The 14,029-nt window shown below is 42.3% G+C and carries 6 protein-coding genes; 1 reads left to right on the plus strand and 5 read right to left on the minus strand.

Annotated features, from left to right (window positions below):
• Window positions 1–19: 19 nt before the first annotated feature.
• The 5 genes from DBR40_RS18490 to DBR40_RS18510 form a co-directional block, all read right to left on the minus strand.
• Window positions 20–2,452, minus strand: coding sequence for a DUF4982 domain-containing protein (locus DBR40_RS18490; protein ID WP_124561221.1), 2,433 nt, complete (start codon window positions 2,450–2,452; stop codon window positions 20–22).
• A 133-nt stretch (window positions 2,453–2,585) separates the two neighbouring features.
• The gene (locus DBR40_RS18495) at window positions 2,586–3,644 is read right to left on the minus strand and encodes an arabinogalactan endo-beta-1,4-galactanase (protein WP_233603931.1); all 1,059 of its coding nucleotides are present in this window, start codon (window positions 3,642–3,644) and stop codon (window positions 2,586–2,588) included.
• Between the two features lie 7 nt (window positions 3,645–3,651).
• Window positions 3,652–4,767, minus strand: a complete 1,116-nt coding sequence (locus tag DBR40_RS18500; protein WP_124561222.1) for a SusE domain-containing protein — start codon at window positions 4,765–4,767, stop codon at window positions 3,652–3,654.
• Between the two features lie 15 nt (window positions 4,768–4,782).
• Window positions 4,783–6,390: a RagB/SusD family nutrient uptake outer membrane protein gene (locus DBR40_RS18505; RefSeq protein WP_124561223.1), complete on the minus strand. Its 1,608-nt coding sequence runs from the start codon at window positions 6,388–6,390 to the stop codon at window positions 4,783–4,785.
• 27 nt (window positions 6,391–6,417) lie between these two features.
• A complete protein-coding gene (locus DBR40_RS18510) occupies window positions 6,418–9,402 on the minus strand; it encodes a SusC/RagA family TonB-linked outer membrane protein (RefSeq protein WP_124561224.1) in 2,985 nt (994 codons plus the stop codon).
• A gap of 453 nt (window positions 9,403–9,855) precedes the next feature.
• Here DBR40_RS18510 and DBR40_RS18515 point away from each other — a divergent pair, with 453 nt between their 5' ends.
• Window positions 9,856–13,938 carry a hybrid sensor histidine kinase/response regulator transcription factor gene (locus DBR40_RS18515; protein WP_124561225.1) on the plus strand — a complete coding sequence of 1,361 codons (4,083 nt, stop codon included), beginning with the start codon at window positions 9,856–9,858 and terminating at the stop codon, window positions 13,936–13,938.
• Window positions 13,939–14,029: the final 91 nt, after the last annotated feature.

Genomic DNA, 14,029 nt, shown 5'->3' on the forward strand with positions numbered 1-14,029 from the left:
CCGGGTAAAAACAGCTTTATTATTGCACGGCAACAATCTGCAAAGGCTCGCTCTTTAAGGCTTTTCCCTTCACATTTAATTTTATCGGTCCGCCTTTTTTATTGGCCTGTACCACCACTACCAGTTTACCGCTAAAAAGTTTCATAGTAGGTTTCTCGAACGACTCGAGCGAAGTTGCATCGCCATTACAAACAGCCTTAAATGCTCCTGCTCCGCTTACCTCAAAATTTAACTGATCGCTCGCCGTATGGCATGGATTTCCATTTTTATCCACTATCGAAACGGTTACGAAAGATAAATCCTTACCATCTGCTTTTATTTCCTTTCTATCGGGTGTTAGCACAATTTTATAGGGTTTACCTGCCGTGGTGATTTGCTCTTCGGCTACCGGTTTCCCATTGCTATCCAAAGCAACTACTTTTAAAGTTCCTGGCTCGTACTTAACATCCATCCACATCAGGCGGTAACGGTTTTGAGGTGTAGATTTGTCTTTTTTACGCACACCAAGGCTTTTACCATTTAAAAAGAGCTCGGCACTATCGTAGCTGGTGTACACAAAAACCGGAGTGGTTTCTCCTTCTCTACCGGCCCAGTTCCAATGAGGCAACAAGTGCAGGGTTGGTTTTGTTGTATTCCAGCGGCTTCTGTACAAATAGTAACGGTCTTTAGGCAAACCTGCAAGGTCAGAAATCCCGAAATATGAACTTCTTGATGGCCAGCTGCTGTCGTAAGGCGTAGGTTCGCCCAGGTAATCGAAACCAGTCCAAACAAACTCTCCTATTACCCATGGTTTATCGTCTTGCAAAACAAAATCGTCATCAGGCACATTAGACCAGCTGCAATATTCCAAATCATAGGAAGAGGACTGAAAATCAGGATATTGTTTATCAAATCCTTTTACAACCGGAAATTTATATATCCCTCTTGAACTTACCGTTGATGCCGTTTCTGAGCCCAGGATAAATCCTTGTGGAAATACCTTATTTGCTTCTTCATAAAGATGTACGCGGTAATTTAAACCCGGAATATCCATCAATGCGCCAAAACCCGACTGCATGGTGGCTTTAACCTGATCCATACCCACTGTTACCGGCCGGGTAGGATCTTCGCGGTGGAAAATCTCCTGCAGCCATTTCGCTCTTTTTACTCCTTCTGCACCAAACTGGTCGGGCACTTCGTTACCCGAGCTCCACATTACAATACAAGCATGGTTTTTGGTTGCCTGCACCAGGTTAACAATATCTTTTTCTGCATCGGTATTGAAATACAGGTGATAACCGTTTTCTACCTTGGCTTTTGCCCATTCATCGAAACTTTCGGCCAGGAACATAAAACCCATTTCATCACAAAGCTCCAGTTGCTCGGGCGAAGGCATGTTGTGTGAGCTTCTGATGGCATCGCAACCCATTTCCTTTAAAATAGTGAGTTGTCTTTTAAGCGCGGCTGTATTAATGGCAGTACCCAGCGGCCCCAAATCGTGATGCAAACAAACCCCTTTAAACTTGCGCACTTTCCCGTTCAGGCTAAAGCCAAGGCCGGCAGTGTACTTAATTTCCCTGATCCCAAACCGGGTACGCACCACATCCTTAGGCACATTCCCCTCGTAGACCGTCGAAACCGCGGTGTACAGGTACGGGCTTTCGGGACTCCACAAATGTGGGTTTGTTACGGCTATATTTTGTTCTGCTTCGTTGCCAAAAATTGATTTAGCGGTATCAAGAGCCACCTGCTGGCCTAAGCTATCCAAAATCTGCGTAACCAAACGCAGGCCTTTGCCTGTTAACCTGGTCTTGATGTTCACCTTCGCAAATTCTTTTTTAATAACAGGTGTAGTTACGGTAATGCCCCATTGATCGACACTTTGACCTGATTTGATAATGAGGTGCACATTACGGTACAAACCAGCACCGGGGTACCAGCGCGATGATTTAGGCTTATTCTGCAAATGAATGGCTAATAGGTTATCGTTCGTTTTTAACGCATTGGTAATATCGATATAAAAATAGTTGTAGCCATAATTCCACTGCCCTACCAGCTTTCCATTCAGGTACACACGTGGTTCGCTCATGGCACCATCAATCTGTAGTAAAACTTTTTGGTTTGGTTTAATTACCGGCAGATTGAGCTTTTTCCTGTACCAGCCCTCGCCAACGTAAGGCAAAGCACCAGTGCGGCCAGTTTTTTCAGTTGCCTTGGTTTCGTTATTCTGGGTAATTGCTGTTACCTGTTTATCAATTTCTTTATCAAACGGTCCGCTAATAGCCCAATCATGTGGTACACTTACTGTTTCCCAGCGCGTATCGTTAAAACCAGGTTCGGCCGCAGTGGGGAAATTCCCTTTAGAAAATTTCCAGCCCTCATCTAACAAAACCTCCGTTCGCTGTGCAAAAGCATTGATATAAAAAAGGTTAAGCACTAAAATGGTAAAAAATATTTTTCTTAAAAGGAACATGTATAGGGTAATTACTTTAAATAAATAGATAGATGATTTTCTGTTCGCTAGTCGGGATTTAAAATCCCGTATTTAACTGATCCGGATTACAAATCCGGACCAACTCTAGTTACAAATCCGGACCAACTTTATATTAAGGCAAAAATGCATCCATGGCAACGGTTGGTTTGCCCGTGTCATCAAAAGCGCCTAACTTATAGCCATTCCAGCTGTTGTATGATTGTGGTTCCCAATAAAAAACGCCGAGGCCTTTGTTGTTTGGCAGAGATTTATTTTTTGCCATTAAATCTTTAATAAAATCCTTACATACCGCAGCATCAGTAACGGGCATACCCAGCTCACAAATCATTACTTCCGATCCGTAACGCGAAACCATATCCGTCATGTTGGTTAAACACTGCGTATTTTTTGCCGACCAATCGCTGGCTGAGGGATACATAGACATACCCACTACATCCCATTTGGCGCCATTATTTTTCAATCCATCAAAAATCCAGCGGAACAAGCCATTGTCATATCCGTTTGAAATGTGTACCACCACTTTAATGGCAGGATCTACGGCTTTAACCCCGTTATAACCAGAGCTTACGAGATCAGCAAAGTTTTTCATATTCACCGATGCTTTTCCGTCGTTCCATAGCATGCCATTGTTGGTTTCGTTGCCTACCTGCGCCCACTCGGGTACAATTTTATTGTTTTTTAAAACCGTCAATACCTCCACCGTATGGTTATACACTGAAGCTTTTAATGTGGCAAAATCCTGTGTTGCCCAGGCAGCTGGTTTATTTTGCTGGCCCGGATCGGCCCACGAATCGCTGTAATGGAAATCGATCAGCAAACGCATGTTAGCTGCCTTTGCCCGCTTCGCCTTAGCCAGCACATCGGCAGTATTACAGTAACCCGATGCTGGATTTACCCAAACCCGTAAGCGAATGGTATTGATCCCTTTATCTTTCAGTATTTTGAATATATCCTGCTGTTCGCCTGCATTGTTGTAGAACTTTTTACCGGCAGCTTCCATTTCTGTAATCCAGCTTACATCGGCACCTTTGGCATAAGTTCCTACCAGATCGGGTGCGGGATAAAGCTGTGTTTCACCTTTAACCGTTTTTTTGCAGCTTACATTGGCTGTAATTAATAAGGCAATTAATGCAAAACATTTCATCTGTTTTATATTTTTTATCGTTAACATAATCATTTTATTTAACTGAATAGCTATAATTTCCATCTCCGGCGCTTAAATCTAAAGTAACCGTGTACACCCCGGTTTTGGCCACCGGAATATTGATACCGCCCCAGGTTGGTGCACCGGCATAAACCAATGCGCCAGTGGCATCTACTTTATAACTGATGTCGTAACCACCGTTACAGGTAAAAACAAATGTTTTTCCGGCGGTTAAAGCTACATTGGCCGCCACCCATTTACCGGTACCGGCGTTATAAACCATTGGGGTTGATGAAGTGCTCCATCCGTTATCATCGCCCGAAATAAAGAACTTAACAGGTGTATAGCTAATGGTTAAAGCGTCTACATCGGCATTTACCTTCATGTATGCTGGTGCTGGTGTAAGCCATAAATTACCTCCACCCAGGCTCATTGTAGTGGCTGAAGTACCCCAGCCATAAATTTTGCTAACATCTTTTGTCGATACCAGTTGAAACCCGTCTCCTCCCCAGCCATCGGCATTGGGCAGGTTCAGGTAACCTTCATATTTCGAATTGAATTTTGATGAGGTTAATAGCAAGCCATTGGTTCTTGTTGCTGGTGTTTTCCATGAATTACCTCCTTTAACCAGCAAGGCAGGATATTCGATTGTTGCCTTATAAGGGGTAACGGTTAGGGTTAAAGCAGCGTAAATTGGTTTGATGCTTGATGCAGTTCCGGTGTTTTGAGTAACCTCTGCCTTTAAACGCACCGCCAAAGTACTTACCGTTCCGGTAGGCAGATTGAGCTGAACACCCGCCAGCGAATTTAGATCTGCACCTAAATAGGCTTTTTCAAATGTTCCGGCAGGTATTTTTACCACAATAGCATTGGCCCAGGCATTGGCACCAACGGTATCTGAAGGCAAATCGAACTCCAAAGAATAAGTAGGTATGATGCTTACACCAAAGTTAGCGGCCTTAAAATTAAAGGTAACTACTTTTTCTGCATCGTTTGCCGCAGTTAAAACCACTGCAGAGGCAGAGCTTTTGAAAGCCAGCGCCGCTGAATTGGGCGGATTGACAATATTGGTGCTCGCTTCTTTTTTACAGGCAAACAAAATGCTGCCCAAAAGCAAGGTAATCGCAAATAGTTTAAATATCGTTTTCATGTTGTTAAAGCTGAATTAATAACCTGTGTTTTGACGTAGATTTGGATTGGCTGAAAGATCAGTAGGTGGCAATGGATAAAGATTATACTTGCTGTTTACTGCCGTGCCTGTTTTAACCCCGCCTTTCCAGGCCCACAAATAAGCAGCGGTAGTAAATTTTCCAAAGCGGATCAAATCTGTCCTTCGCGAAGCTTCGTACCAAAGCTCACGTCCACGTTCATCCAGGATAAAATCGGTGGTTAAAGCACTCGAGCTAATGTTACCTGCTGTACTGCCATTGTAGGCGCGGGTACGCAATTTGTTCACATAATCTAACGCAGTAGTTAAACTACCACCCGATCCGCCGCGCAACACAGCTTCGGCGTAGGTTAAATAGGTTTCGCCCAGGCGGAACAACGGGAAATCGATATCAGAAAAATCTTTGGCTACATCCTGGTGTGGTGCAGGACCGCCCGAACGGGTTTTATTGCGGTATTTGGTGCTCGAATAACCATCGGTAGAGGTGTAAAGATCATTGATCTCCATGTTCTGTCCCGACATGTAAAACTGTGCCCTGGTATCGGTTGCGCCTGTTTTATCGGCAAAAAGATTTACAAACTGCTGGGTAATGCGTAAACCTCCCCAGTTACCGTTCGAACCCGAAACATCAGCTGGCACCCCTGCAGGCCCATGCATTAAATAAGTTGTACCGCCATAATTCTGGGTATTGGTACCGTCATAATTAATGGTAAAAATATTTTCGTCGGTATTTAAGTGGTTATCGGCAATGGTTAGTTCGCGGTAATTGCCATGCAAAGTATAACCCGCAGCAGTAATTTTATTGCAATAGGTAATGGCATCGGTATATCTGGCTGTACCGGTGTACACTTCGGCATTGAGGTAAATCCGGCTCAATAAAGCCCAGTCTGCAGCCCTGTCGGCCCTGCCGTACTCGTTGGCTTTTGGTGCGCTTAGTTCATTTTCTATTGCTTTCAGTTCCGTTTCTACATAAGTAAACAAATCTTTGCGCTGAATCTGTTTCGGAAGGTCTTTGCCACCAATTTCAGTGGTTTCAGTTACCAATGGCGGATTTCCGTAAATATCCATTAGCACCGCATATTGGTAAGCCCTGATAAATCGCGCTTCGGCCCTGAATTTACGCACCTGGTCTGCATCAGCTCCCACTATGCCTCGTTTGCTCAGGTTATCATCCGACGATTGGTTGATAAAATCGTTGCACAAGGTAATCTGAAAGAAAGAACGGTAATACAATCCATTGATGATGGAATTGATTGACGACCAGCTCAGCTCGTGCAATCCCTGAATGCCCGCATCGTTTTTCCACGACCATACGGCTTCATCGGTAGTTAATTCCTGTAAGTTCCAGTACAGCCTTAAAAAATCAGAGTTCCCTTCATCTTTGATAATTTCTGATGGAATATCGGGCTGGCCAACAGATGCATTTCCGGTAAGGGCAAAAGCACCGTAAACTTTAGCCAGCGCTTGCTTGTAACCTGCAGCGGTGGTATAAACTTTATCAGCCGTTAAATCGTTGGTTGGCGTGAGATCTAACTTGTTGCATGCTGCCAGTAAAACAGATACCATACAAGCCAGTGTGCTTAATTGTAAAACACGTAGTTTCATATATTTTTTGATTAAACAGTTCATTGTTTAGTAATTAAGGTTTAAGCCTAAAGAGAATACGCGGGGCCTTGGATAGATGTTGTTATCTACACCAGAAGCTACTTCAGGATCGAGTCCTTTGTATTTGGTTACCACAAATACATTCTGTACACTACCGGTAAGCTGCAGGCTGGCTTTGCTTTTAAAAAGTTGACCAAACGAATAACCCAGATTTACATTATCCATACGCAGGAAAGCCGCATTCTGCACATAGTAATCGCTCAACAACTGTTGCCCTTTAAAATTGGTTGTCAGGTAGTTTGGCGATCCGTTTAAGATAATGGCTGTACCTAAAATCTGCGTCAGGTTGCCACTCTGGCTAAAATTATTGTTGTACACATAATTGCCCAGGTTAGCCCTTAAGGTGAAAGACAAGTTCCATTTTTTATAGCTCAGGTTATTGCTAAAACCTAAAAACACCTTTGGATCGGCTTGTTTGCCTTTCTTAAAGTCGCTCGGACTGATAATACCATCGCCATTCTGATCTACATACACACCCTCAATTGGGTTACCCGCCTGATCGTACACTTGCTCGAAAAGGTTAAAGGTATTTTTTGGTCCGCCAACTGCATTAATAAAGGCATTCTGCCCACCTACACCACCTGCAATGGTACCACTCGGGAAACCTGCGTAATTTGGATCGTTAGGTACAACCGTTAAATTGGTAATGGTGTTTTTATTATAGGTAGCATTGAAGCTGAAATTCCAGTCGAAGTCTTTTGCTTTAACGGGATTAAAATTCAAGGTAAGCTCTACCCCTTCATTTTTCATATCGCCCACATTCACGATGGCTGTGGCCGCAAAATTGGTTCCGGCGGGTTGAGGAATTCTGTTCAGTAAATCGCTGGTTTTTTTCTGGTAAACATCCAGGCTACCGGTAATGCGGTTATCGAAAAGGCCAAAATCCAAACCAATATTCGCGGTTGCAGTTTCTTCCCATTTAATATTGGCAATGTAGGCACTTGGGCGGTACATCTGATAAAAAGTATTGCCAAACTGATATTGGGCATTTAGCGAGCTCAAACCGTAAGTAGACAAATAACCATAGTTATCAATACCATCCTGCTGACCGGTAATACCATAGCTGGCACGTAGTTTCATTGCCGAAATGGCTTTAATATCTTTTAAAAACGATTCGTTTTTAACGGTCCACGCCAAGGCTACCGAAGGAAAAAGGCCGTATTTATAGGCTGGACCAAAACGCGATGAACCATCACGGCGCAATGTTGCCGTTAACAGAAAACGTTCATCGTAATTGTAATTTAACCTCCCGAAATAAGAGATTAAGCGGTACTGAGGCTTGTTAAAAGCAAAAGCGGGATCTGAATTGGGCACTTTATTGCCATTTGCATCAAAACTGGGATAAAAATATTGTGTGGTTAAATAATCGTTATAAGAATAACCGGCAGTAGCATCGATCCTGCTTTTTATCGATTTAAATTCTTTGATGTAGTTGAGGTAAAAATCGACTACAGTGTTTCTCCTGTTTGTTTTGTACTGATTACCCACCCCGTTACTTAAAATAGATTCTGCAGCATTCGGATCTACATAAACAGTTCCTTTACCCGAAGCTACATCGTAACCAGCATTAAAATTGGCATGCAATTCGGGCAAAAAGTGAAATTGATAATCTAACTGAATATTGCCGATACTGCGCAAGGGTTTAGCACGGTCTTCGCGTTGCTCAAGCAATCCGACAGGGTTACGCCCTACCAAATTAACCAAACCCGTTGGTGTTGTCGGGTCGAGCCATTCCCAATAGCCGTTGTAATCCGCACGGTTGGTATAAGTAGCCTGTGTAGGGTCGAAACTTACAGCACCACCAATAGCGGAAGAATTGGCAAAACGGGTTTTCTGCATGCTTCCTTTCAGATTGATATCAACTTTTAAATGGTTATCAAAAAAGCGCGGATTGAGTACAAATGCTGCTGATCTTTTTTCCAGCTGATCGGTTCTTAGTATGCCGCTTTGGTTCTGATAACCAACAGATAAACGGTAAGGCAATTTTTTAATCCCGCCGCTAATGCTGATGTTGTTATCGGTAGAAATCCCATCCTGATAAATCAGGTCCTGCCAGTTGGTATTAAAACCGCCCAATTGCGCTTTCTGGGCCACGGTACCATTGGCATTCACAATCGATCTGATTTGATCTGCACTAAGCACATCGAGCTGCTTAACAATTTTCGAAATAGAATTAACCGAATTGAAACTTACCTTTAAACCATCACCCAATCCCTTTTTTGTAGTGATGATAATAACACCATTTGCGGCCCTGGCACCATAAATAGCAGCTGCTGAAGCATCTTTCAAAACTGTAAATGTTTCAATATCGTTCGGATTAATAAAGCTAAGCGGATTGGACGCACCTGAAACGCCGCCATTTTCTAACGGAACACCATCAATTACGAATAAAGGATCGTTACTGGCGTTGAGCGAAGAACCTCCACGAATACGAATAGTGCTTCCACTGCCCGGTTGGCCACTGTTAGAAGTAATGGCTACACCCGAAACTTTACCCGATAACATTTGCTCGGGTGTGGTAATACTTCCTTTCTGGAAATCCTTTACCCCTACAACTGCTACAGAGCCTGTAAGGTCTTGCTTTCGGGTGGTTCCGTAACCTACTACCACCACATCGTTTAATGTTGCCGCATCTTCGGTTAAGGTAACGGTAAAATTAGTGGTTTTAGTAACCTGGATTTCCCTGGTTTGGTAGCCTACAGAAGTAAACTCCAGTATACCTGCCTTTGCCGGAATCTTAATACTGAAATTACCCTGTGCATCGGTTGATGTGGCAATTAATGTACCTTTTAAACGGATACTTACGCCAGGCACGCCTAAATTATCGGGTGCCGATTTTACAACACCGGTAATGGTAGCCTGCTGTGCAAAAAGATATCCGTTTGTAAAAATCAACAGTAAAAGCATTAAGATTCGCTTGTTACTCCTGAAGAAAGATGTAAAATTGTGCATAGAATATTATGGTTAGAATTATACCTACAAAAGAACACTATATGCCCCAATTGGCTTTGTGCTATCGTTCATATCTTTTGTGCTAATCGACATATTATATTCATTTAAGGCATTTAAAACAGGTTTTGAGAGATTTTTTATAGAAGATCACCTTACCCAAATCCGCCATTCCCGTGAAAACAGGAATCGTAATGCACCATACCAGAATAGCCAAAGCATTAGGATTCCCAGGCAAGCTGGGGAGGTCGGATTCTTTACAACGGATTCCCTATAGAAAATCACCCTACCCCGATCCGTCATTCCCGTAAAAACGGGAATCCTAAAGCATTATACTAGCATAGCCAAAGCATTAGGATTCCCAGGCAAGCTGGGAAGGACCGTTTTCTTAAATGAATAGGTTCGTGAAAAATAAATTATATTTACCGCTTCAGAAACCGTCTGACCGAACACCGAATGACTGCACTAATTAAAACCATTTTCTTCTTTATTTTGATTTTATCACTGGGAAACGTGCAGGCCCAGAATTTAAAATTTAAACATGTAAGTGTAGAAGATGGCTTATCGAATAGCACCATCGAATGCATTTTTCAGGATCACCGGGGCTTTATCTGGTTTGGTACACGCGATGGGCTAAACAAATATGATGGCGGCCAGATTACTTACTACAAACACAGTAATGACACCAACAGCCTTAGCGATAATTTCATCAGATGTATATTTGAAGATAAAAACCATACCCTCTGGGTGGGAACCTCCGATGGCTTAAATAGGTTTAATGCCGAGCAAAATAATTTTACCACTTACCGCACTAACGAAAAAAATGTTTTAACCAACAACTTCATTACCTCGGTTAAAGAAACCAGTAAAGGAATTTTAGTGAGTACTTATGGCAGCGGCCTTAACCTACTCAATGTAGCAAAGAACAGTTTTAGCAGATATCCATTTAAATCGACCGCTAAAGCGAGTCGAAAAGATTATATTAACGACCTTTATAGCGACACCAATGGAAATATCTGGATGGCAACCGATGCCGGCATCCATGTTTTAAACCTTAAATCAGGTATATCGAGCCCAATAGACGGTTTAGAAAACAAAGTATTCAGGGCCATAAAAAAAGCAGCTGATAGTTCTTTTTGGCTGGCAACAGAAGAAAGCGGGTTGATCCATTACAACCCTCAAAATAATTTAATAAAAACTTACCAGCACCAGGAAACCAGCAAAAACAGTTTAGGGAGTGATCTGGTTAGGGCAATTGCTTTCGACAGGCAAAACAACATCTGGATTGGCGGCATTAATGGTGGTTTAGATCATCTGGACCCAAAAACAGAAACTTTTACCCATTACCAAAACGAACCTGGCAACGCCTTCAGCTTATCGCAACGCACAGTTTCGGCCCTCTTTATCGATCGGCAGGAAAATTTGTGGATTGGTACCCACCGCGGAGGTGTAAACCTGTATAGTCCGCAGGCTGACAAGTTTAAACTGGTACGCCAGGAACACAATAAAAACAGTTTAAGCTACAATGATGTAAAGGCTTTTCACGAAGACAGGGCCGGCAATATTTACATTGGTACTGATGGTGGCGGGCTCGACATCTACAATAAAGCAAACAAAACTTTTTCCCATTATCGCTATAATCCATTTAATGCCAGCACTATTGGAGCCGACGCTGTGCTCGATATCACCGAAAGCCAGAATGGTACTATATTAATTGGCACCTGGGCAGGCGGACTGAACCTGATGCGTGGCGATGGCACTTTTACGCGTTTTAACCATAATCCAGCCAATTCGGCTTCTATCTCGTCAGATTATGTGCAGAAATCGTTTGAAGACAGCAATAAAAACATCTGGATAGGCACTTATTATGGTGGACTTAACCTTTTCGACCTGCAAACCAGACAATTTAAGCGAATAGAAAAAGGCCGGAATGGTACCCAGCTTATCGGAAACAATGTGGTTTCGATTAATGAAGACCACTACAAAAACCTGTGGATTGGTACCGATGATGGCGGATTAAACTGCTACAACTTAAACACACAGGTATTTACACATTATTTTATGGGCAGTGGTAAAAGGCCCGATTTACGTGTAATCTTTATCGATAGCAAAGGAAATTTGTGGATTGGACAAACGGGTTTATACCGCTTTAATCGCAGCCAGAATAAATTCGAACTATATACCACTAAAGCAGGCCTCTCTACCGAATTTATTAAAGGAATAACAGAGGATGCCAAGGGCAATTTTTGGATTTCGACAGCAAAAGGGCTTACCCAATTTAACCCGCAAAACCATAGTTATAAAAAATACAATACCGGCGACGGCTTGCAGGGCCTCGAATTTGAAGCCAATGCTTATTTAAAAACCAAAAGCGGCGAAATGTTTTTTGGAGGCACCAATGGCTTTAATTCGTTTTTACCTGACGACATTAAAACCAATAAATTTATTCCGCCTGTTTACCTCACCGAATTCCGGATTTTTAACCAGCAGATTTTACCCAATATACCAGGATCGGTACTCGAAAACGAAATCAGCTATACCAAAGAAATCCATCTCGACTACGATCAGGCTACCATATCTTTCCGCTTTGCAAGCCTAAATTATGTAGCCAACGAGAATAATAATTACGCCTATAAACTTGAAGGCGAAGACGAAAACTGGATCAATGTAGGCAATGCAAAACAAGCATTTTATACTAACCTCGATCCCGGAACCTATACTTTCAATGTACGGGCATCCAATAACGACAATGTATGGAACAATACAGGTACCGCGGTAAAAATTGTAATATCGCCACCTTTTTGGGCCACTTGGTGGTTTAGGTTACTGGTTATAGCCACTACCCTGTATCTCACTTATGCTGCATTAAGCTTTAAACGAAGGCTCGAGATCAGAAAAATCGAAGAAGAAAAAAGGGAGGAAATGCATCAAACCCAGCTCCAGTTCTTTACTAATATTTCGCATGAATTCCGCACCCCACTTTCGTTAATACTCGGGCCAATAGAGCGTTTACTGAAAGAAGATACACAGGAAAGTTTCCAAAATTATTACCAAACCATACACCGCAACGCTAACCGCTTGTTAAGGTTGATAAACGAGTTGATGGATTTTAGAAAAACAGCTTCAGGAGCTTTAAAACTAAATGTAATTAACGGTAATCTGAGTTTGTTTATCGATGAGCTTGCTGAAGAATTTTCAGAAATGGCAGCCGAAAAAGCAATCCGTTTTACGGTAGAAAAGGAAAGCCTGCCAGCCAATATCTGGTTCGACAGGCAGGTAATCGAGAAAATTATTCTCAACCTGATCAACAATTCGCTTAAATATACCAAATCTGGCGGTACGCTCAAGCTTCAGATTTTTACAGGTGAAGCAGCTTTAAAACCGACTTTTGAAAACCAACTGGTTGTAAAAAGCGAGTACCAAGCCAGTGCGTATATCTATATGCGTGTAATAGATAGCGGTATTGGCATTTCGAAAAGCTCTATCCAGCATTTGTTTGAGCGTTATTACCGCATTACTGAAACACATTTAGGCTCGGGTGTTGGCCTTGCCTTTGTAAAGAGCTTAACCCTCTTGCATAAAGGATTAATACAGGTATCGAGCGAGCGCAATGAGGGAACAGAAATTATAATTGGCATTCCATACAACCAGGAAGATTACAGTCCGGCAGAACAGTTTAGTCAGCATACAGAAGCGGGTGGTACCCGTTTAGAAAGCATCAGCTACCGCTCGGAAACAGAAATGCCTATACAAAACACAGTCGGCCCAGCAGCCGGTACCGAAACCCGCATTCTAATTGTAGATGATAACGACGAGCTGAGAACATTTTTAAAAGATACTTTAAGTCCGGTTTATCAGATTAGTGAAGCCATTGATGGCCATACAGGACTGGAGCAAGCCCGGAAAGAGCTGCCCGACTTAATCATCAGCGATGTGATGATGCCCGGAATGAACGGAACAGAATTTTGCCGTTTAATTAAGGATGATATTGAAACCAGCCATATCCCTTTTTTAATGCTTACCGCCAAAAATAGTTTAGAAGCCGAAATTGAAGGTGCAACATCAGGCGCAGACATGTATTTTACCAAACCCATCAATATTAATCTGCTTCAGTTAACTATCAAAAATATTTTTGAGCAGCGACAAAAACTGAAAGACCATTATTTAAAACATAAAGATACCGAACCCAAAACACTGGCCCATTCGGAAAAAGACAAGGCCTTTTTAACCAAATTACTGGCCATTATCGATGCTGAAATGATTAATCCTGAAATGGATATAGATTATTTGTGTAAGGAAATTGGCATGAGCAGAACCAAACTTTATCAAAAAATTAAATCAATTACCGGGCAATCCATCGGAGAGTTTGTAAGATCGGCAAGGCTTAGAAAAGCCATCGAAATTATGAAGACTGAAGATGTACTGATGACTGAAGTAATGTACCGTATAGGGATACAAACCCAATCGTACTTTACAAAGGCATTTAAAAAAGAGTTTGGGGTTACCCCAACGGGGTATTTGCAGAATTTAAAATCGTAGCTGACTGTAAAAAGTAAAAAAGCCCTTCAATCCTGAGAGGGCTTTTTCATAGTCGTCTATCCCTATAAGTAGGAACCCAAAACTAATTAAT

Source organism: Pedobacter sp. KBW01 (genome assembly GCF_003852395.1).
GTDB lineage: Bacteria > Bacteroidota > Bacteroidia > Sphingobacteriales > Sphingobacteriaceae > Pedobacter.